The organism is Pseudoalteromonas sp. US3C1013 (assembly GCF_048401115.1).
GTDB lineage: Bacteria > Pseudomonadota > Gammaproteobacteria > Enterobacterales > Alteromonadaceae > Pseudoalteromonas > Pseudoalteromonas undina.
On sequence record NZ_CP183075.1, the window covers coordinates 2,194,128 to 2,213,981 of the forward strand.

Annotated in this window: 21 protein-coding genes; 10 read left to right on the top strand and 11 right to left on the bottom strand. The window is 39.2% G+C overall.

Annotated elements, in window-relative coordinates; translation table 11 throughout:
• Positions 1-62: 62 nt before the first annotated feature.
• Entirely contained in the window at positions 63-692 is a 630-nt protein-coding gene (gene rlmE / locus ACNSN2_RS10230) for a 23S rRNA (uridine(2552)-2'-O)-methyltransferase RlmE (protein ID WP_010388002.1), read from the bottom strand.
• A gap of 88 nt (positions 693-780) precedes the next feature.
• On the opposite strand from rlmE, the gene yhbY reads away from it, so the two are divergent.
• A complete protein-coding gene (gene yhbY / locus ACNSN2_RS10235) occupies positions 781-1,077 on the top strand; it encodes a ribosome assembly RNA-binding protein YhbY (protein ID WP_008112687.1) in 297 nt (98 codons plus the stop codon).
• A gap of 58 nt (positions 1,078-1,135) precedes the next feature.
• On the opposite strand, the gene ACNSN2_RS10240 is transcribed toward yhbY, so the two are convergent.
• Both ACNSN2_RS10240 and ACNSN2_RS10245 read right to left on the bottom strand, forming a co-directional pair.
• Entirely contained in the window at positions 1,136-1,627 is a 492-nt protein-coding gene (locus ACNSN2_RS10240) for a histidine phosphatase family protein (RefSeq protein ID WP_418607254.1), read from the bottom strand.
• Positions 1,624-2,778: a serine hydrolase domain-containing protein gene (locus tag ACNSN2_RS10245; protein WP_418607256.1), complete on the bottom strand. Its 1,155-nt coding sequence runs from the start codon at positions 2,776-2,778 to the stop codon at positions 1,624-1,626. Before ACNSN2_RS10245 ends, ACNSN2_RS10240 begins: the two co-directional genes overlap by 4 nt.
• 115 nt (positions 2,779-2,893) lie before the next feature.
• On the opposite strand from ACNSN2_RS10245, the gene ACNSN2_RS10250 reads away from it, so the two are divergent.
• The 6 genes from ACNSN2_RS10250 to ACNSN2_RS10275 all read left to right on the top strand — a co-directional run bounded on the left by ACNSN2_RS10250 (position 2,894) and on the right by ACNSN2_RS10275 (position 8,971).
• The gene (locus ACNSN2_RS10250) at positions 2,894-3,703 is read left to right on the top strand and encodes a hypothetical protein (protein ID WP_010387998.1); all 810 of its coding nucleotides are present in this window, start codon (positions 2,894-2,896) and stop codon (positions 3,701-3,703) included.
• 359 nt (positions 3,704-4,062) lie between these two features.
• Positions 4,063-4,920: a MipA/OmpV family protein gene (locus ACNSN2_RS10255; protein WP_055013018.1), complete on the top strand. Its 858-nt coding sequence runs from the start codon at positions 4,063-4,065 to the stop codon at positions 4,918-4,920.
• On the top strand, positions 4,910-5,296 hold the full coding sequence (locus tag ACNSN2_RS10260; protein ID WP_010387996.1) for a DUF3019 domain-containing protein: 387 nt from the start codon (positions 4,910-4,912) through the stop codon (positions 5,294-5,296). The genes ACNSN2_RS10255 and ACNSN2_RS10260 overlap by 11 nt, the downstream gene beginning before the upstream one ends.
• Before the next feature lie 41 nt (positions 5,297-5,337).
• Positions 5,338-6,042, top strand: a complete 705-nt coding sequence (locus tag ACNSN2_RS10265; RefSeq protein WP_418607259.1) for a response regulator — start codon at positions 5,338-5,340, stop codon at positions 6,040-6,042.
• Between the two features lie 86 nt (positions 6,043-6,128).
• A complete protein-coding gene (locus ACNSN2_RS10270) occupies positions 6,129-7,418 on the top strand; it encodes an ATP-binding protein (protein ID WP_290169650.1) in 1,290 nt (429 codons plus the stop codon).
• Between the two features lie 197 nt (positions 7,419-7,615).
• A complete protein-coding gene (locus ACNSN2_RS10275) occupies positions 7,616-8,971 on the top strand; it encodes a sodium-dependent transporter (protein WP_418607261.1) in 1,356 nt (451 codons plus the stop codon).
• A gap of 49 nt (positions 8,972-9,020) precedes the next feature.
• On the opposite strand, the gene ACNSN2_RS10280 is transcribed toward ACNSN2_RS10275, so the two are convergent.
• Positions 9,021-9,464, bottom strand: a complete 444-nt coding sequence (locus ACNSN2_RS10280; protein ID WP_418607263.1) for a GNAT family N-acetyltransferase — start codon at positions 9,462-9,464, stop codon at positions 9,021-9,023.
• Between the two features lie 51 nt (positions 9,465-9,515).
• The gene (locus ACNSN2_RS10285) at positions 9,516-10,259 is read right to left on the bottom strand and encodes a sporulation protein (RefSeq protein WP_418607264.1); all 744 of its coding nucleotides are present in this window, start codon (positions 10,257-10,259) and stop codon (positions 9,516-9,518) included.
• A 310-nt stretch (positions 10,260-10,569) separates the two neighbouring features.
• Between ACNSN2_RS10285 and ACNSN2_RS10290 the strand changes: the two genes are divergently transcribed.
• Positions 10,570-12,141, top strand: a complete 1,572-nt coding sequence (locus tag ACNSN2_RS10290; protein WP_010387989.1) for a cation:proton antiporter family protein — start codon at positions 10,570-10,572, stop codon at positions 12,139-12,141.
• Positions 12,142-12,425: 284 nt separating this feature from the next.
• A complete protein-coding gene (locus ACNSN2_RS10295; protein ID WP_008109131.1) occupies positions 12,426-12,647 on the top strand; it encodes a DUF3820 family protein in 222 nt (73 codons plus the stop codon).
• 108 nt (positions 12,648-12,755) lie between these two features.
• Here ACNSN2_RS10295 and ACNSN2_RS10300 read toward each other — a convergent pair whose 3' ends face one another.
• The 6 genes from ACNSN2_RS10300 to ilvY form a co-directional block, all read right to left on the bottom strand.
• Positions 12,756-13,991 (bottom strand): ATP-binding protein, encoded by a 1,236-nt coding sequence (locus tag ACNSN2_RS10300; protein WP_418607266.1) that lies wholly within the window; start codon positions 13,989-13,991, stop codon positions 12,756-12,758.
• Positions 13,992-14,017: 26 nt separating this feature from the next.
• Positions 14,018-14,710 carry a response regulator gene (locus tag ACNSN2_RS10305; RefSeq protein WP_010387984.1) on the bottom strand — a complete coding sequence of 231 codons (693 nt, stop codon included), beginning with the start codon at positions 14,708-14,710 and terminating at the stop codon, positions 14,018-14,020.
• A 14-nt stretch (positions 14,711-14,724) separates the two neighbouring features.
• Positions 14,725-15,090, bottom strand: coding sequence for a DUF3019 domain-containing protein (locus tag ACNSN2_RS10310; protein WP_418607267.1), 366 nt, complete (start codon positions 15,088-15,090; stop codon positions 14,725-14,727).
• A gap of 13 nt (positions 15,091-15,103) precedes the next feature.
• Positions 15,104-15,943: a MipA/OmpV family protein gene (locus ACNSN2_RS10315; RefSeq protein WP_418607268.1), complete on the bottom strand. Its 840-nt coding sequence runs from the start codon at positions 15,941-15,943 to the stop codon at positions 15,104-15,106.
• Positions 15,944-16,054: 111 nt separating this feature from the next.
• Positions 16,055-17,101 carry a GGDEF domain-containing protein gene (locus ACNSN2_RS10320; RefSeq protein WP_418607270.1) on the bottom strand — a complete coding sequence of 349 codons (1,047 nt, stop codon included), beginning with the start codon at positions 17,099-17,101 and terminating at the stop codon, positions 16,055-16,057.
• A 90-nt stretch (positions 17,102-17,191) separates the two neighbouring features.
• Complete coding sequence (gene ilvY, locus ACNSN2_RS10325; protein WP_010387979.1) at positions 17,192-18,097, bottom strand: HTH-type transcriptional activator IlvY; 906 nt, start codon at positions 18,095-18,097, stop codon at positions 17,192-17,194.
• Between the two features lie 137 nt (positions 18,098-18,234).
• On the opposite strand from ilvY, the gene ilvC reads away from it, so the two are divergent.
• Positions 18,235-19,707, top strand: coding sequence for a ketol-acid reductoisomerase (gene ilvC / locus ACNSN2_RS10330; RefSeq protein ID WP_109874305.1), 1,473 nt, complete (start codon positions 18,235-18,237; stop codon positions 19,705-19,707).
• The last annotated feature ends 147 nt before the right edge of the window (positions 19,708-19,854 follow it).

The window sequence follows — 19,854 nt, forward strand, 5'->3', positions numbered from 1 at the left end:
CTCAAGGGGTTAACCTCTTGTATCCAATTAATTTAAATTCAACTAAACGCCAAGCAACTGTACTACAGTTTGTATCCAGTCGCTACTATATATACTTCCCGAGAACGGGGACGCGAGGCATCCGGTTTACGTATCTTCACTGCTTTAAAACTATTACGTACATCTTGCAAATACTGATCAAAGCCTTCACCTTGGAATACTTTAACAATAAACGCGCCATTTTTCTTTAAAACTTGGTGACACATATCAAGTGCAAGCTCAACCAAGTACATGCTACCCGCCTGATCAACCGAGTTATTACCACTCATGTTAGGTGCCATATCAGACAATACCACATCTACATTTTTACCATCAATGCGTTTTAACAGCGCATCAAGTACAGCTTCTTCACGAAAGTCTCCTTGTAAAAAGTCAACACCCGCTAATGAATCCATAGGTAAAATATCACACGCAACCACTTGGCCTTTGTCACCTACTTTTTCTGCTAAGTATTGTGACCAACTCCCTGGAGCTGCGCCTAAATCTACTACTGTCATTGCTGGACGCAATAACTTATCTCTGTTTTGAATTTCGTCTAATTTGAAAACAGCTCGAGAGCGCCAGCCTTTTTTTTGCGCTTCTTGAACATATTTATCATCAAAATGTTCTTTAAGCCAACGCTGTGAACTGGCTGACTGTTTTTTATTTGTCATAAATTAACACGCAACTAATTAGTAATATTCTCTAGATGGCGTTAGAATACCCTTAATTCAAGCCATATTCAGCAAAATTTGTAATATCATGACATTATCAAACAAACAAAAGCAGTTTTTAAAAGGCCAGGCACATAGCCTTAAGCCTGTAGTTTTACTAGGTTCTAACGGTTTAACCGAAGGCGTAGTAGTTGAAATCCAAAGCGCACTAGAAATTCACGAATTAATTAAAGTGAAAGTGCCAACTGACGATCGTGAAACAAAAAAGCTTATTTTTGATGCCATTGTTCGCGAAACAGGGGCCACCAAATTACAAACAATTGGTCATACGATTGTGCTTTACCGTCAAAGCCCAGAGAAAAAAATTCAGTTACCTCGCGGCTAATAGTCCGTTGTAAAGCTATAAAAAAAACCAGCCGCGGCTGGTTTTTTTTATAAATGGATTAAAAATCCATTATTCGCAAGTTTGCTTTATAGCTGCCATGCTCAAGCCTAATAAGTGAGTAATAGTGCCCGTACTGCCCCTCATCCATATTCTCAATAGTTTGGTTACTCAATAACGAAGCTAATTGCGGCGTGGTGTTACTATGCCCTATAACCACCACAACACCACTTTGAGCTAACAACTGATTTTTCAATGTCGTTAAATCAGCAGCATTATAAGTAATAACTTTAATATTAAAATACCTAGCTAAAGGCGCTGCAGTGCTTAATGTGCGGTTATAATTACTACTGTATAACGTAATGTGTGGATGGGTTTTAACTAGCGAAACCAAATGCTCAGCACGTGCTTGCCCTTGCTCTGTTAAAAATGGATTATTGCCTGTTTGCTTTTCACTATGGTGAAACAAATAAAGCTGTTCAGGCTCAGCAAAAGCAGGATTGCATAGAATTAATAGTAATGCTATCGATGCTGATTTTATCAATACACTCATTGTTTTTTGCCTCGTTTGTATGCCAATAAACGGTCTATAAATTCAGTAGTAAGCTCATTAATGAGCCCAGTTTCTGCATTTAAAATCAAACTAAAGCCTACATTTAAGTGCGGAAAAACCACTAAGTCACTGCGGTAGCCTTGCACCCAACCACTGTGATAATAAAGCGTTTCATCATCATAGTCATACACACGCCAGCCTAGCCCATAGTAGGCTTCGTTCATGTGCTCTCGCCATACTCGTCTATAGCGTTCTTTTTTAGTATGAGTATAAGGGCGTGTTTGCGTGGCCAATGTATTTAAGGATAATACCGATGGATATTGCCCTAATTGCGCATTTAACCAAATAGCCATATCTGAAGCACTGGCGTTTACCCCTGCCGCGGGTGCAACTTTATAATAATTCTTTTTTAAGCGGGCGCTATACCAACGTTTTTTGCCACGCACGTGAGGGTGTGCATAGTTATTATCCTGCACCATGGCATCGTAACCCAAACTAGCATCATTCATTTCTAGGGGAGTAAAAAACGCCTCATTAAGCCACTGGGTATAGGTTTTGTTGGTACTTTTTAAAATTACGTCGTCTATTAAGCTAAACATTACATTTTGATAGCCATAGCAATCACCAGGGTCACAAATGGGTTTAACACTCAATAGTTTTTCAACAATGTCCTTATAACCCATCCGCGATTCGATTAAATTATCGTAAGCGTTAGGAACTAGCCCACTAGAATGGCTTAAAATATGAAAAACTTTTAAATCATCTTTATAGTCAGTTTGCTTAAAATCCGGTAAATAATAACTAACAGGTAAATAAAGGTTGAGCCGCTGTTCATTTGCGAGTTTAGCCGCTAACGACCCTGCAAATGTTTTCGATACGGAGGCTAAACGAAATCGAGTGTGCGGGTTAATCTTTTGCCCACCGCGCACCTTTGTATTGCCCATAGTATGGATGTAGTCACGTGCTTGTGAGTTGACAATAGATAGCGCCCCTCCTGGGATTTTTTTTATTTTTAGTTTTTTTTCTGTATAGCGTCCATAACTTTTAACAAATGCTTCCCAATCAGGATCTGTGCTTGCGCTCGCCTGTAAATGCGTCCCGATAAGGAGCACGGCAAAAAAGTAAAAGGGTAAGGTGTTAAAATACTTCATTCTTAGCTAATTTTTCTTTTTTAGTCATAATCAACCGTTATAATATCATGAACTTTTACTCGGACTAACGTACAATATGTCCGATTAATGGCTTTTGAGTGGATGTAAAATATTTATGCGTTTTTTAGTTGTATCACTTTTTATAATATCAGCGTCAGGTTGTGCTGTCGTTAAACAACCCGCAGAGCCTTTAGCAATGCCTGCAAAGCCTATGCTTAAGAGCCAAACTTATCAGTTAAAATATGAAACTGAGCATGCTTCACCAAAAGTGAAGTCGGTACAATTACCTGCCCACAACGTGAAAAAAAATCAAACTGTTAGAGTAATCGTAGACCGTGCAAGTGTTACCGACACTTTGGTCTCTCAAATAAGCCAAGCCTTAATTGATAAACAGCTTAAGGTGACCACTAGCGAGAATAGCGATTACACGTTAGCGATTCATCAAGTTGATCTGGAATTTATAGATGACGCCAAGTACACCCTAGCACAACCAGAAAAGCCATATTCACTGTTTTCAAAAGTAGCGCAGCAATTTCCGTCGCAACAATGCGCCAATATATTAGCCCAAGTTAGTATGCGACTTACTCACAAAGCATCGGGCGATGTGGTGTGGTTTGCTAAATCATCAATTGACAGTGCAAGCTTTCATCGTGAACCTTTAGTTTATAGCTTTAGCGAAGAAAAGAAGATCACTAATGAGCTAGAAGTTGTTGCATTTATACACAAGCACAACACCGAACAGGCTCGTCTTAAACGAGCTGAGCTTAATAATGAAGTAACGGCCCCTGCTTATAAAACCATTACAAAACTGAGTCGTTTAACTAAATTAAATGGGCCATGTACACGCACCGAAATAAGTGCTCTCACACCTATGATGCAATTTTACTTAAGCAGTATTCTTATTGATAAAATTAAAGTTCAGTAGTTGTTAGGACGACCGCTACATTTTTTTACAGATTTAGCTAAGAGTTTGACAATATACTAGGGTCTGTTGACCTTTCAAGGTTAAATTTGCAGCACTCTGTTTGGTATTTAGGCAAGGCAGAGCCTTTGTGGTGTGGTTGTTCCCCATAAATAGGCGATAACGCAGCATCAATGCCAAACAGGCGCTGCCCGAAGGGTTCTGCCTAGAGGCGATTTACTCTTTGTTGCTCGGTTTTTACTTAGCCCACTAGGTTACAAACTTCGCGCCGCGATTAAACCGCCCCTAGTTTGAACAAATTTTAATCCGCAAAGGTCAACAGACCCTAGCTTCTTTAGCAAACTCTAATTAAGGTTCCAAGGATGACGTATACTTCTCTTAAACAGTCTTTTGGTTGTGCGGCCTTATTAGTTGCCGCTATTTTTAGTGCCCAAAGCAGCGCCAGTAATCGTTACTATGCCGATAACACTTTGGAACCCACCACTGGGTTTGCCTGGGATTGGAGCGCTGGCGCAGGTTATTACATTGAAGACTCTTATTTAGTTGGCATGAACTCCTATGATGTTGGTGCAGAACTAGATTTGAGTATTGCAGTTTCTTACGATAATTTTTATCTAGATTTTGACCATAATCAGCTCAGCGGTGGACTTGTTTTAGGCTATAGCTTAATTAACAAATATGATTGGGGTCTTGATTTATTAGGCACCAACATTCAAGCAGGTTTTGATGAACAAGGTTTAGGCTTTTATAACGACGGAATAATTGATCCACTGCGTGGTATAAAAAAGCGTAACTATGATTTTGACACCGGCCTTCGATTAACACGTCGATTTGAAAACTCACAAATTTCATTTGAATATTTACATGATATTAGCGGTGCTCATAATGGTTGGGTTGCCAATGTGTTTTTCAGCCATATTCAACCTTGGCGCAATTGGGAGTTTCGTTCCGGTATTGGCTTGAATGCCTACTCTGCTGATTTTACAAACTATTACTTTGGTATTGATAGCGATGAAGCAAACCCAGCACGCCCTATTTATAGTACCGATGCCAGTACCAGTATTATGTTTGAATTTCATGCTGAATATCCCATCAATCAAGATTGGGTATTTTTAGCAGGCTGGCTAACTACATGGTTTTCAAAAGAAATTGAAGACAGCCCAATTATTTCCCAAGGATATCAACACAAAGCCAAGGTAGGCCTGCGTTATGTACTTTAGATTTTTTTACTGTTTGTTGTTTACATATTCGGGCTCTTTGCTTGCAGCCACTACACAACCCCCCAGTGAACTTACTGCCGTTCCCGATACCTGTGTAGCCTTACGTGAAGGGCGTCAATGTTATGCCGATGTTGTCTTATCATGGCAGCAACCAGAGGTAGGAAATTATTGTTTACGCGATGCGACTTCAAAATACATTATGCAGTGCTGGCTTAAACAGCGACAAGGCTCACTTAATTACGCCTTTGATTCAACCCAGAGCATTTCATTTGAGCTGTTTGATAGTAATACATCACAAGTGATTGCTGTAAGCGAAGTTAAACTACAATGGGTGTATCAAAATAGACAAAAAAAGCGGCGCTGGCGGTTATTTTAGCCACACACTATAAACATCATTCAGGTATACGAAGAAAGCTTATGGATAATTACGGTACTATTTTACTGGTTGAAGATGATATCTCTCTTGCACAATGGGTAACTGAGTATTTAACTGAGCAAGGTTATATTGTGCATGTATGTCATCGCGGTGATGAAGTTATAAGCCAAGTAAAGCATTTAAACCCACAACTTATTTTACTCGATATTATGTTACCAGGACTTGATGGTATTAGTGTATGCCGTGAGTTACGTAGCTTTTATCAAGCCCCTATAATTATGCTCACCGCACGAGATGAAGAAATGGATGAGGTCATTGGGCTTGAAGTCGGTGCCACAGATTACATTATAAAACCTGTTCGCCCTCGTGCACTGCTTGCTCGTATTAAGTCGACTTTACGCTATAGCAGTGACACGCCTAAAACTGATGCTCAAGAGAGCATGATCAATATTGGTCAATTAAGTATTAATACCGAATCTCGTAACGTTACACTCAACCAGCAAGATGTGAATATTTCAAGCGCAGAGTATTTATTACTGCATTATTTAGCGAGCAACGCTGGCCAGGTTGTATCACGTGATGCGGTGTTTAAAGCAACCAAAGGTAGAGAGTATGACGGCCTAGATAGAAGCGTTGATGTACTTATTTCTGCTTTGCGTAAAAAGTTTAATGATGATCCGCAAAAACCAGAAAAAATAAAAACTATTTGGGGGCGTGGTTATTTGTTTGTGACTACAGCGTGGTAAGTTTTAATGCCTGAGCGCTTAAAATAATAAGCGCGACAATAATAAAAGTCACTTCAATACACCCAGCCTATTATGGAATAGTATCAATGAAAAAGTTTTATATTTCACTACTAGGCAGTGCGCTGCTTTCAATTATTGTTTTAGGTTGGCTTATTGATGCATTTAGCCAACAAGCACATGCACCTTTGGATGAGTTTAGCGTTCAAAGCCAGATTATTGTCGGGCTAAGTAAACAGCTCACAGCTATAAAGCCACAGGCACGACCAGAACAGGTAACTAAGTTAGCCAAAGATTTTAACCTGACTCTTAACTACAAATTAAATCAGTCGCTCGCATTACCATCCGCCCTATTAGATAAAATGCAAACTCAAGGCGGGTTAATACTCGAGGACGAGCAAGGCTTTTACATGCTCTACACTAATGATGCATTAAGCCCTTACCATTTAACCATGCGTTTAGATAAGCCTTATGAGAACATACAGCGAAACGACATAATTTTAACTTTGTTATTTTATACTGGCTTATGTGTTTTTATGGGCTTTATTATTACCCCTTTAGCAAAACGTCTTACAGTATTAAATGATGCGGCAAAACAGTTCGCATCCGGTAATGTTAAAGCCCGAATTAAGCCCTCTCGCTTTACCTATATAAAAGATGTGGAACTGACATTTAACCGCATGGCAAGTCAAATTGAAAAGTTAGTTGCTGAAAATAAACTGATGGCCTCGAGCCTATCCCATGATATAAGAACCCCAATAGCATGCTTACGCTTTGGTGTTGACGCTGCACTTGATAGCCAGGATGAGAGCAAAATAAAGCACTACCTAACCCGTATGGAAACCGATTTGGATCATATGGAGTCAATGTTAAAAAGCTACTTAGCATTTGCTACTTTGGAACAAAATGCCAATAAACTTACTTACTCATCAGCAAACCTTAAACAATATCTAAGTGATATTGTGCTGCAGCTTGAACCAAGAATAACCGCACGTTCGCTTAATATTTCTTTAGAATGTGATGATCATACTATTTTTGCTGACTTACATTGGCTAGCAAGAGCGATCGCTAACTTAATTAATAATGCCTGCGATTTTGCACATCATCACATTAAGGTAACCGCCTCGCTACAAGAGCACACTCTAGTGATCAGCATTGCCGATGATGGCCCAGGAATAGCTCAAGAAAACAATCAAAAAGTATTTAGCCCGTTCTTCCGTGAGCGCAGCCACCGTAATCGCAGTGACAACAGTTATGGGTTAGGATTGGCTATCGTTGCCAAAGTAGCCGATTGGCATCATGGCTCAATAGAAGTGAGTAAAAGTGAGCACCTTGGTGGGGCCTGCTTTACACTTACGATTGCGCGGTTTAGATATTAATCAAACAATTACCATCCGTTCTAACTAACGCAATATAATTAAAGAAATCGTGCTATTTATAATCAAAAAATGCACGTGTTATTTATATCTGAAAATAAAACGCAATAATTGTGCGACTAAGTCAAATAAGCACTTTTTATTTTTTTACAATTCCAGTAGATTGTCACGGCGTCGAAAAAATAGAGAAGCAAAATAATATGAGTGCAGTAAGAGGTGAGTTTAGCTCCCGCTTTGGTTTTATAATGGCTGCGGCAGGATCTGCTGTTGGGCTTGGTAATATTTGGGGTTTCCCGACACAAACAGCAAGTAATGGCGGGGCTGCCTTTTTAGTCGCGTACTTAGTACTGGCCTTCTTTTTAGCCTATCCTGCTTTAATGGCAGAGCTGATGATAGGTCGTCATGGACAAGCTAATGCGGTTTCTTCACTAACTAAATTAACCACTAAACCTTGGCAAAAGCAGTTTGCCTTTGCTGTTGGCTTTGGCGGGATTTTATGTGCCGGCTTTATACTAAGCTTTTATGCGATTGTTGCTGGTTGGATGTTAAGTGCGACTTTAGAGCCGGTTACTACTCTCATAGGCACAGATGCGGCATCTTCGTGGTTAAGTGAGCAGTCACTTACACGCAACATTCTTTTTACTGTGGTATTTATTATTTTAACCGTTGCTATTATCAGCCGCGGTGTTGAAAATGGTATTGAAAAATGGTCAAAACGTTTAATGCCTGCTCTGCTCGGTATTTTGTTTGCCTTAATTGCCTATGTAATGACTCAAGAAGGCGCTGTTGAGGGATTAAAAGCTTACCTAGTCCCTGACTTTTCTTCTATTTTTGATCCCACCTTATTAGTCAGTGCACTAGGACAGGCCTTCTTTTCATTGTCACTGGGCACCAGTGTAATGATTATCTATGGCTCATATATCAGTAAAAAAGAAAACCTCGTCTCTTTGGGGGCTTATGTTACGCTTATTGATGTATTCATCGCATTTGTAGCAGGCTTACTGATTATCCCCGCGATGTATGTTGCACAAGCCCAAGGTGTTGAAATATTCTCGTCAACAACAGGTAAACTACTTTCAGAAGACACCTTAGTATTTCAGGTTTTACCCGCCTTATTTGATGGCATGGGTGGTGTGGGTTTATTTGTTGGCTTTGCTTTTTTTGCATTAATGAGTATTGCCGCTCTAACCTCGTCAATTTCAATGCTTGAAGCGCCGGTATCGTACACTGTAGAGCGCTTTGCAATGAAGCGTGTGCAAGCAACATGGTTAATAGGTGCTTTAATTGCCATAGTTAGTATTACCATAGTGTGCAACTTAGGCACGTTATTTGGTTTAGTGATCACCTTAACAACTAAAGTCGCGCAACCTTTATTAGGACTTATGTGTTGTATTTTTGTAGGGTGGATCTGGTACAGGTCGTCATTGCTCAAAGCAATCCAGCAAGGTAACCCTGAAGTACATAACACCTTATTTTGGAAAATATGGCCTTGGTACACTAAGTTTGTATGCCCTATCGCCATTAGCTTAGTATTTTTACATTCTTTACTTAGCTAATAAAACAAAAAAGGCCCACTAATGTGGGCCTTTATTTATTAAGAATTATCTACTGCTTTAAAATCATATCTTGATGGGGTATGCCATCTTCTAAGTACTCCTCCCCAACACACTCAAAACCAAATGAGCGATAAAAATTTAGTAGGTAGGTTTGTGCGCCTATATAAATATCACGAGTAGGCCACTGAGTCCTACAACAGGCAATAGCCTGGCTAACTAATTCTTTGCCTAAACCAGAGCTGCGCTGTGATTGAGCAACTAAAACGCGCCCTATCGCACTATTCTGTGCATCTTTTTCATAACAACGAGCATAGGCATTTACTGTTTGCCTATTGAGTGAATACAAGTGGCGAGTAGCATCTGCAATATCCACATCATCAAGTTCGGGGTAAGGACACGCTTGTTCTACAACAAATACGTCAACACGTTCACGCATTATTGCAAACAGGGTCTGGGAGTCGAGCGCAGAGAATGGCTCACATTTAAACGCCATTTAAACACCTTTTATTATTACAGGGCCTTACTAAAAGGCCCCATAATCTTATTAAGCAAATAATCGCTCTAACTGATCACATAACTGAGATAAGTTAACATGATCATGCTCGATAGTTAAATCGACATAACCGTCACTTCTAAATGCTCTGTCTAACTCAATCAGTACATGCGTTTTATGCGCTTCAGGAATAAACGACAGTTCAATTTCCTTTATACCAAATAAGCTGCGACTATTTGGTTGATATTCAAGCTCTTGATAACACCCAGACACAGATTGAAAAGTAGATGCACGTAAATGGCCTTGCTCTACATCTGCTTTGACTAAACTAAATCCTAGCTTCTCCATTGCTTGCATACAGGTTTTAACTGCTTCATTCGGATAGATGTGCAAATGGTCTTTATCTGTTGGATCAAGCGCAAGGTCAATATCAAGCCCTGTTTCTAACCACACATAAGACTGGTTATAACCGGCATTAATTTCAGTAATTGGTGTTTCTGAATGCAAACGGGCTTCAAACGGGATAGTTTTAACTTCACTAGGCTCAACAGTACCAATGTCAGTTATGCGCCATTGATCAATAACATGATTAGTAAAGTAATCACCGTCTTCACTGGCTACTTTAACCCGAGTAACTAACATTAAATCTAAACCCGCAATTTCTTGACTTACATCACCTGCACTAATAACAATTTGTGCATTGAATAGTTGGCCAGGCTGAAGATGCTCGGTTTCTAAAATAGTATCCACCTTGGCGGCACCAATGCCTACCGATGCTAAAATCTTTTTAAACATATTTTCTCCTTAAGCTAAGCAATACACTTGTTTGCTTACACTTAAACTCCTTCGTTATGGCATCTTAACCACATTTAAAAGCGCTTGTCAGCGAAAAACTGCTATTTACATGCTGTTTACCATAAAACCAGCCATTTATGTGTGTTTTTTGTACTTTACAGCCGCCTTTATGCATACATAAAGGTGTTTTAGCAATCAGGTGATAAATACTCACTATCAGCCAATTAGCAGTAGGAAATAAGTAGATAAATTGTCAATAAGCATTGTTTTTCGCTACACTACAATGCCAAGTGCAGTGATACTAATAACTATGGAACTAATTTATTTTGCTACCGCCTTCGTCTGCGGTTTTGGTATATATCAGCTAAAGTTACCACCGCTAATCGGCTTTCTTATGGCTGGATTTATTCTTAATTTAGCGGGTTACAAAAGCACGGAGCTACTCGAAACGATTGCCTCTTTAGGGGTCACACTGCTACTTTTTAGTATTGGCCTCAAACTAAAAATTGCTAACCTTATAAAACCACAAGTGTGGGCTCCTGCCACCATACATATTATTTTAAGTAGCGCATTGTTTAGTGGCTTCATGTTGCTGCTTGGTGTATTCGCACTGCCATTATTTGTCGATTTAAGCTGGCAAAGTGCATTGTTAGTCGGCTTTGCTTTAAGTTTTTCGAGTACGGTATTTGCTGTAAAAGTACTTGAAGAACGCGGTGAAATGGCAAGTTTGCACGGTAAAATCGCCATTGGTATTTTGGTTATGCAAGATATATTTGCAGTCATATTCTTAGCGGTCAGTACAGGTAAAGTACCGAACATTTGGGCTTTAGGGTTAATTGTTGCACTACCTTTGTTTCGCCCAATTATGTACTGGGTTTTAAACCGCTCTAAACACGGTGAGTTACTGCCGCTATTTGGTTTTTTCTTTGCATTGGTAGCTGGGTACAATGCCTTTGAATTCGCAGGATTAAAAGGCGATTTAGGCGCATTGATCATTGGCATGATGTTCGCCCCTCACAAAAAAGCAGGTGAGCTGTCTAAATCACTGCTTAGCCTAAAAGACATACTACTGGTTGGCTTTTTCTTAAGTATTGGTTTAAGTGCAGAGCTTACTGCCCACTCTTTAGTCGTTGCTTTAATTTTAGTATTGGTTATTCCTGTTAAAACGCTGCTTTACTACATACTAACTAATTTATTTAAACTGCGAGCTCGTACCTCTTTGCTCACCGCATTTAGTTTGGCTAACTTTAGTGAGTTTGGCTTAATTGTTTGTGCCGTTGCTGCATCTAGCGGTATGGTTACCTCTGAATGGCTCGCGGTTATCGCGATTGCCGTATCAATTACATTTGTGATTGCCTCCCCTTTAAATAAACGCTCTAACGAGCTGTACGTTAAAATTGAACGCCTCTTATTGAAGTTTGAAAGCAAGACCCGCTTAGCAGAAGAGCTTCCTGTAAACTTAAATGATACGAAAATAGTGATCTTTGGTATGGGTAGAATTGGCACTGGTGCCTATGAAACAATAAACGCAACTCACCCTGATGTAGTTGCAGGTATTGATATTAAACCTGAGGTGGTCGATAAACATATTAAACGTGGACGCAGAGTATTAATTGCCGATGCCACCGACCCTGATTTTTGGCAGCGCGTTAATCACTCCCATGTGGAAATGGTCATGTTAACTATGCCTAAGCATATGCAAAATATTTTTGCTTTAGAGCAATTACAAGCATCAGGTTATAAAGGGCAAGTAACTGCGATTGCTAACTACCCCGATCAGCAAAAAGAATTAGAAGATATGGGAATAGATTCTACTTATAACTTTTATTTAGAGGCTGGTAGCGGTTTTGCGGAGCATGTAAAGCAAACCTTGTTTCCGTAATCGGGCTTAGATGCAAATAGATTGCATTTACATTCCTTTACATCTGAGTATTTTATTGGTGAAAAAATCAGGTAAAATGTCTGTGTTGGTTGAATAAAGCTAATACCTAAGTTTGTGTTTTATAAAAGACAAATAACGGACCCCTTGCTTTTAAGTGACCAATAAGATTCTCAAATTAGAGGGCCTACTCCCTCTATCAATAGGCTGTTACTTGCCCGTTACAGCCTATTTTATTTCCTTAAAATCCCTTACACTTATCCCATTATTTATAAAAGATGTCAGTAATGGATCCTCAACAACTAAAAATCGCGATTAACACCATTATGCCATTTGGCAAGTATGCGGGACGCCCTTTACTTTTGCTGCCTGAGCCATATTTAGTGTGGTTTAAACAGCAAGGCTTTCCTGATAGCAAGCTTGGCTCTCAGCTCGCAATGATGTACGAAGTGAAGCTTAATGGCTTAGAGCAAATGCTGATGCCATTACTAGAAAAAAATAGTAAATAAAATAGAACTTTTCTATAAATGGTCTGTCTATCTATATGCTACTTGTTGATTTTTTGGTTTTAAACCGCAAAAAAAGCGCCTTTATGGCGCTTTTTTATTGTTTGGGATTTAGTTGTCGAGGGTGATAATAAACTTAACCCCACCCAATGGTGAGTCTTCAATCTTACACTGCCCTTTATGCCAGCTAATAATTTTATTTACAATTGCTAGCCCTAATCCAAACCCACCGGTTTTTTTATCACGGCTTTTATCTAAACGGGTGAAAGGTTTAAACACTTTCTCACGTTCAGCATCCGCAATACCTGGGCCATCATCTTCAATCACCAGAAATAACTTTTCGGCGTTGGCAGTTAAACTAATATGCACAGTTTGCGTAGCATGTTTCAGTGCATTACTAATTAAATTTTGTAGCACTCGCGACATGAAATGACTATCACATACGTTTATAAATTGACTCGGTAACGTTGTGGTTAATTTAATAGGGGTATCAAAAGTTACTTTTTCGATATTAGCTTTAATTAATGCGACGATATCACAGGGAACCAATTGCAAGCTTGGTTGCTGTGTATCTAAACGAGCGTATTCCAACATTTCTGATACCAAGGATTCCAGCTCATGAATATCCATTTGCATATCAGATAAATAGTGCTGTGCTTTGCCATCTTGAACTTTATTCTCTAACATTGCGATTGCAAACTTCAAACGGGCTAATGGTGTTCTGAACTCATGTGACACTGATGAGGTCAGTTCTTGTTGAGCACTCAGTAAAAACTCAATCCGTTGCTGCATTACTTTTAATGTATCAGTGATGGGTAAAAAGAATGATTTAGAGCTGTCGCTTAATTGAAAGTCTTGCGCCCCACCGACCGCTTCACAGGCTTGACTGAGCTTGGCAAAATCTCGCCATAACAATAAGCTCCATAACCCTATCGGTAAGCTAATAATAAATAAAACTAATAAATAAGGTATCACGGTCCCAGTGTTTTTAGCTTTAACACCTACAGGACCTACTTGTAATAACTGAGAGTTATTTAAAGTGACATACCAAACAATACGTTGCTGCTTATCGTACAAGTAAAGGTAATTATTTTGAGCCAATTGTGTTTGCTGTTCAGGAGGGAGAACCAAATCTTGTTGGGCGATAACTTGGCTATCAAAATTATGCTTTAGCTGCTCAAGACCATCTGCAGTTTGAGAAAGCAGCCATAACGACTGCCCAAATTCATTATCTAACAAAACATGTTGCTCAGATTCATCATACGGCCAAAGCTGCTCTATAACACCACTGGCAATAAACAAAGAAGCAATAATATACACGTAAAGGCTAATAAATAGCTTTCCCATTAACCTAGCCTAATACCTTGCATTAATTACATGTCCCACGCATCTGATACAAATAAATAGCCTTGTCCCCACACTGTCTTAATACGGTATGGTTTATCACTATTATCACCAAGCTTCTTACGAATTCGAGACACACGTACATCAACGGTTCGATCTAGCCCATCGTACTCACGTCCAATCATATGTTGGTGCACATGTTCTCGGCTGAGCACTTCTCCTGCATTTGAAGCTAATAACCACAGCAATTCAAACTCATGTGAGGTTAATACGATTTCAACACCACTTAGCTTTACAATACGGCTAGTTTTATCTATTGATAAGTCACCAAACTTAAGCTCTTCTATGGCTTTTACGCTAGGCTGTCCACGGCGTAATAATGCACTAATTCGCGCCAATAGTACGCGCGGCTCTGCAGGTTTAATAACGTAATCGTCAGCACCGAGTTCTAAGCCGATAACTTGGTCAAAATCTTCGCCCTTTGCAGTAAGCATTAAAATAGGTAAGGTGTATTTGTCGCGCACTTGCCGGCACACACTAAAGCCATCTTTTCCTGGCAGCATCACATCTAGAATGATTAAATCAACATGGTTTTCACTCAGATAAGGAAACACTTCGTCACCGCGTTCTAATACGTCAACTTCTAAGCCATTATGCTCAAGATAGTCTTTGGTTAATTGTTGCAACCCTAAGTCATCTTCAACAAGTAATATCTTTGGCATTTACTGCTCCTAAATTAAAAAAAGCTCCAAGGTGAGCGTAGCCGATGTTTTTTCTTAGCGTATGCAGTTTGCACTTCTACTTGCACACTCGCTAATGACACACCTGTAAGGGGATTAATCAGGGAGTATATGGTCTCCACCTGAACACGCGCTTTATAACTAAATTGCCCTTTTTTTACCCCTTGCCAACATTGCAATTGGGTATCTTGCTGGTATAAACACACATCACTTGGCTCAGACAGTTGCCACTTAAATTTTAACTCAAGATCACAGAACTCTTGTTGTTCGGAAACCACACAGACTTTGGGTGATGCGTTAAGTGAAGAGGCTTTTGCAACACTTAGGTTGCTAAAAAATGAAGCTGCAAACACAACCAACATAAAACACTTCATATTAAAATGTATGTTCGAATCCTATAAAGGCAGTCATTGAATAGTCATGTTCAAAGAGCGGACTGCTATCCATTGCTGAATAGTCATAATATGCTAAATGAAAACGAAGTGCGTTGGCTTTACCTACCGGCCAACGGACGTCGATTTTAGCATAAGGTTGCCAGCTACTACCAACTTCTATTTCACCATATAAAGATTCTGTGTTGTTTAAGCCATAAAAATAGTTATTTAGTTGTGCTGATTTGTAGTTTACGCCTAAGGTCGATTTAAGTTCTAACAACTTAAGATCAAAATGGTATTGCCATTGTAGCGAGCCCCTAAAGCTATTATAAACACTGTTTACGTCATGCAATAATTGCGCAGAAAATACCTGTTGTTGTTTTACAAAAACATAACTGACGCCGGCATCCAGCACCACTCGTCTTTTTTGAATGTTATTAATATTAATCTGGCGAGGAGATTCAATGTGTTGCGATTCTAATACTTCGTTATTAGCCGTTGCTGTGAGCGGGAATATATTTTGCGGATGCCAGTCAATAAAAAATCGTGATTCTGGGTTAATTTCTGACACAAAGCTAATGTTATGCGTATCACTTTGTATAAAAGAGTAGCCTAAACGACCGTTATCAAAAAACCAATTCTGGCCATAATAAGCCACTTGTGGAACCACCACCAAAGGAATGTTGTCTGCACCATGTAAAGGGTTACTAATCACTCCCCCCCCTAAGCTGACACTCATTTTAAGTTCATCAGTAGAGATATGTTGCTGCGTCTGAGCAATGGCATTAGCGCTAAACAACGCCAATAAAATGCATATTTTTATTCTCAGATGTAACACCATGGGGTTATTCACTAGTTTATAAAGTGGCTTTGACCCTATAGTAGCAAGTAGTATAAGTACAAGCTCTAGAGGGTTACAATCATTAACAAATTTGATACAAACGGAACACGTTTACAAATTGGCGGCTATTTCAACTCGATTTCGACCATGGGTTTTAGCTAAATAAAGTGCTCTATCAGCCTTTTCTACTAATAAACAGCTTTTACTAAAAGGCTCCATTAAAGCAATACCAAAACTTGCTGAGATATTACGTTTATTATCGCTATCTTCTTTTTTACGAATAGTTAATTTAGCAATACTCAAACGCAACTGATTGCAGAATGTCATCACATCATTAATGCTATCAAAGTAACCTGTAATACAAAATTCTTCACCACCGAAACGATACGCATTATATTGTTCTTGCACACAATTTTGAACTTTCTGAGCAACAAGTTTGAGTACCTCGTCGCCTTTTTGGTGACCAAAATCGTCATTAAAAAGCTTGAAGTGATCAATATCGAACATTATTAACACGGCTAACTTAGATTGCTCATCTTGTGAAGATGCATGAAGACAAAACTCGACTATGTCAGTATCAAACTTACCGCGATTAAATAACCCCGTTAGTGAATCTTTATCAACCGCTTCTTGAGTCATAGTGAGGGCTTCTCTTAAATCTTTTATCTCATTATATGCTTGCGCTAATTTAGTTTGGAAACCACGAGCATAATCTTGCATTGCGATTGATTCATCTGTTAGACGTTCAACACAAGATAGAATTTCATTAAATGAGTTAATGCTAGAGAGTGTTTTTAACTCATTTTGTGAGTCAACTAACGAAGTAGTAAAGCTTTTTGAATACTGAATGGAGTCACTCAAGTCAAACTGTACTTGCTCTACCGTACCATGAAATTTTTCAGACATTTGTTGAAAAAACGCTAATTCTTCGTCGTTTATGTATTTATCAAATATTTCCTGTGCATTTTGAGCTGAGCAAGTATTGTGCTGACCGATAACTTTATCAAGCTCTGTATTTAGTTGCGGGTTATCGCCCTGTACATAACAGTACCAAATCGCATAGTTTATTGGCGTTACTGGCATTTTGTACTTCACCATAAGTGGAATGGCTTTTTTTAAACACTGGGCAGAATGAGCAAGTGAGGCAGTATTATCCATAATTGAAACTCTCAGACATCACAACAAAGATGTTAATAAACACATAAATATTAGTGGCTTATATTAACACTTTTTTATCATCCAACAAGCCTATATTATGTTTTCTCCCATATTTTGTGCAATATTCCACAGTGCACTAATAGCAGGATCATTTAATTCTTTATGTAATACCGCTAGGCCAATTTTAAAACCTTGTGGGGGCTCATCTTTGCTATCCAAAATCTGAACTTTATCGTTTAAAGGGCTATTATCGAGAACAATTTTTGGGATCATGGCCACGCCTAAGCCCAAACTCACCATAGATACCATAGCCTCATGCCCAGCGACTTGTGCATAGATTTTTCCTTGCACGTTATTTTTTCGCCACCACTGCTCTAACCTTTGTCGTGAAAACCCTTGTTCAGCAACAATAAATTCAAGCTCAGACCAATCAATAGTCTCGCTGTTATTAGTTAGCTTTTCTGTGATCGGACATTGAATAGTGGGCGCAATTAATACCAGTGGCGAGTAACCAATATCTACAAATGCAATTTGTGCAGGTAATTTACTGGGCCTAGCTGCAATAGCCATGGATTCGTGACCGTCTAATACACGATTTATTGCCAGAGCAGGGTCGCCCGTATTTAAGGTGATTTCAATATGCTGATGCTGAGCCCTGAGCTGCTCCAAAATATGATGCAAAAAACTATAAGATGCAGTAACAGAGCAATAAAGACTCACATTGCCATAAATATGTTGTTGCGGTTCGTTTAAATTGGCCTTAAAACGCTGCCAATTACTAAGCGTTGCACTAGCATACTCCTTAAATGCAACGCCTTCGCGAGTAAGCTTGACACTGCGATTATCTCGCTGGAACAACATCACCCCTACTTCATCTTCTAACTGCTTAATATTACGACTTAAAGTAGGCGCACTTATGTGGCATAACTCACTGGCACGAGAGAAATGAAGCGTTTTTGCCAACGCCAAAAAGTAATTTAAATGCTTATGATCCATAACAACACCGGTATTTCATATTATGAAACACTTTAATTCAAATATATCATTTTACGCAAGAAGAGAATTTTCATATGGTTATTCCAAGCAAAGCAAAAGCAATGCATCTAACAAACTGAATTAATGGGAAACTTATCATGGCAAATTATTTTAATAGCTTACCTTTACGCGAACAATTAGCGCAATTGGCACAATGTGAATTTATGGGCGCAGACGAATTTAACGATGGTGTTGCTGCACTAAAAGGTAAAAAATTGGTAATTGTAGGCTGTGGCGCACAGGGCTTAAACCAAGGTTTAAATTTACGTGATTCTGGTTTAGATGTAGCCTATACACTACGTGATTCAGCAATTACTGAGCGTCGTCAGTCATTCTTAAATGCATCGGAAAATGGTTTTAAAGTGGGTACATATGAAGAATTAATCCCAACAGCCGATGTAGTACTTAACTTAACGCCTGATAAACAACATACTGCGGTTGTTAATGCCATCATGCCATTAATGAAACATGGCTCAACCCTTGCCTATTCACATGGCTTTAATATTGTTGAAGAGGGCATGCAAGTTCGTGAAGACATTACCGTTATCATGGTTGCACCAAAATGCCCTGGTTCAGAAGTACGTGAAGAGTATAAGCGCGGCTTTGGTGTACCAACACTCATTGCGGTTCACCCCGAGAATGATCCTCAGGGTCATGGTTTGGCACAAGCAAAAGCCTATGCCGCAGGTACGGGTGGTCATCGAGCGGGAGTACTTAAATCATCGTTTATCGCCGAGGTTAAGTCTGACTTAATGGGTGAGCAAACCATTTTATGTGGCATGCTACAAACTGGCTCTATTTTATGTTTTGATAAAATGATTGATAAAGGCCTTGATGCCGGTTATGCCTCAAAGCTAATTCAATATGGCTGGGAAGTGATCACAGAAGCACTTAAGTATGGCGGTGTTACTAATATGCTTGACCGCCTATCAAACCCAGCCAAAGTAAAAGCGTTTGAATTAAGCGAGCAATTAAAAGTAATCATGCGCCCACTGTATAACAAACATCAAGATGACATTATCGATGGCACATTTTCACGAGTCATGATGGAAGATTGGGCAAATGATGACGCTAACCTACTAAAATGGCGTGCTGAAACCGCGGAAACTCATTTTGAGAAAACCCCAGCGGGTGATGTAGAAATTACTGAGCAAGAGTTTTTTGATAACGGCATTTTAATGGTAGCCATGGTTAAAGCAGGCGTAGAGCTGGCGTTTGAAACCATGACTGCAGCCGGTATTATTGCAGAATCTGCCTATTATGAGTCATTGCATGAAACGCCGTTAATTGCTAACACCATTGCACGTAAAAAGCTGTTTGAAATGAATCGTACTATTTCAGATACTGCAGAGTATGGTTGCTACTTATACAACCATGCATGTTTACCGCTACTACAAGAATTTATGCAAGATATTGATACTGATGTTATTGGCAAAGGCTTAAATGAGCAGAGTAATCAAGTAGATAATCAAACCTTGATTCAAATAAATACCGCACTGCGTGAACATCCTGTTGAGAAAGTTGGTGCTAAATTACGTGGCTATATGTCAGCAATGAAAAAAATAGTTTAACCCTATAACCCTAGAACTTTCACTTGTTAGAAACCAAGCCCACTTGCATTTTGCTGTGGGCTTTTTTAATGTAAATTAATCATCAATAGCCGAAAATAAATAATGTGCTAGAATAATCGCCTCATTGCCTCAGTTGTAAATATATAA

Coding starts and splice junctions, on each gene's coding strand:
- ACNSN2_RS10285 (WP_418607264.1), bottom strand. CDS start 10,259: ATGTTTAAAAAGATTTTAGCATCGGTAGGCATTGGTGCCGCCAAGGTG.
- ACNSN2_RS10255 (WP_055013018.1), top strand. CDS start 4,063: ATGACGTATACTTCTCTTAAACAGTCTTTTGGTTGTGCGGCCTTATTA.
- ACNSN2_RS10280 (WP_418607263.1), bottom strand. CDS start 9,464: ATGGCGTTTAAATGTGAGCCATTCTCTGCGCTCGACTCCCAGACCCTG.
- rlmE (WP_010388002.1), bottom strand. CDS start 692: ATGACAAATAAAAAACAGTCAGCCAGTTCACAGCGTTGGCTTAAAGAA.
- ACNSN2_RS10310 (WP_418607267.1), bottom strand. CDS start 15,090: ATGTTGGTTGTGTTTGCAGCTTCATTTTTTAGCAACCTAAGTGTTGCA.
- ilvY (WP_010387979.1), bottom strand. CDS start 18,097: ATGGATCATAAGCATTTAAATTACTTTTTGGCGTTGGCAAAAACGCTT.
- ACNSN2_RS10315 (WP_418607268.1), bottom strand. CDS start 15,943: ATGGTGTTACATCTGAGAATAAAAATATGCATTTTATTGGCGTTGTTT.
- ACNSN2_RS10295 (WP_008109131.1), top strand. CDS start 12,426: ATGGATCCTCAACAACTAAAAATCGCGATTAACACCATTATGCCATTT.
- ACNSN2_RS10320 (WP_418607270.1), bottom strand. CDS start 17,101: ATGGATAATACTGCCTCACTTGCTCATTCTGCCCAGTGTTTAAAAAAA.
- ilvC (WP_109874305.1), top strand. CDS start 18,235: ATGGCAAATTATTTTAATAGCTTACCTTTACGCGAACAATTAGCGCAA.
- ACNSN2_RS10275 (WP_418607261.1), top strand. CDS start 7,616: ATGAGTGCAGTAAGAGGTGAGTTTAGCTCCCGCTTTGGTTTTATAATG.
- ACNSN2_RS10245 (WP_418607256.1), bottom strand. CDS start 2,778: ATGAAGTATTTTAACACCTTACCCTTTTACTTTTTTGCCGTGCTCCTT.
- ACNSN2_RS10305 (WP_010387984.1), bottom strand. CDS start 14,710: ATGCCAAAGATATTACTTGTTGAAGATGACTTAGGGTTGCAACAATTA.
- ACNSN2_RS10240 (WP_418607254.1), bottom strand. CDS start 1,627: ATGAGTGTATTGATAAAATCAGCATCGATAGCATTACTATTAATTCTA.
- ACNSN2_RS10300 (WP_418607266.1), bottom strand. CDS start 13,991: ATGGGAAAGCTATTTATTAGCCTTTACGTGTATATTATTGCTTCTTTG.
- ACNSN2_RS10260 (WP_010387996.1), top strand. CDS start 4,910: ATGTACTTTAGATTTTTTTACTGTTTGTTGTTTACATATTCGGGCTCT.
- ACNSN2_RS10265 (WP_418607259.1), top strand. CDS start 5,338: ATGGATAATTACGGTACTATTTTACTGGTTGAAGATGATATCTCTCTT.
- ACNSN2_RS10290 (WP_010387989.1), top strand. CDS start 10,570: ATGGAACTAATTTATTTTGCTACCGCCTTCGTCTGCGGTTTTGGTATA.
- ACNSN2_RS10270 (WP_290169650.1), top strand. CDS start 6,129: ATGAAAAAGTTTTATATTTCACTACTAGGCAGTGCGCTGCTTTCAATT.
- ACNSN2_RS10250 (WP_010387998.1), top strand. CDS start 2,894: ATGCGTTTTTTAGTTGTATCACTTTTTATAATATCAGCGTCAGGTTGT.
- yhbY (WP_008112687.1), top strand. CDS start 781: ATGACATTATCAAACAAACAAAAGCAGTTTTTAAAAGGCCAGGCACAT.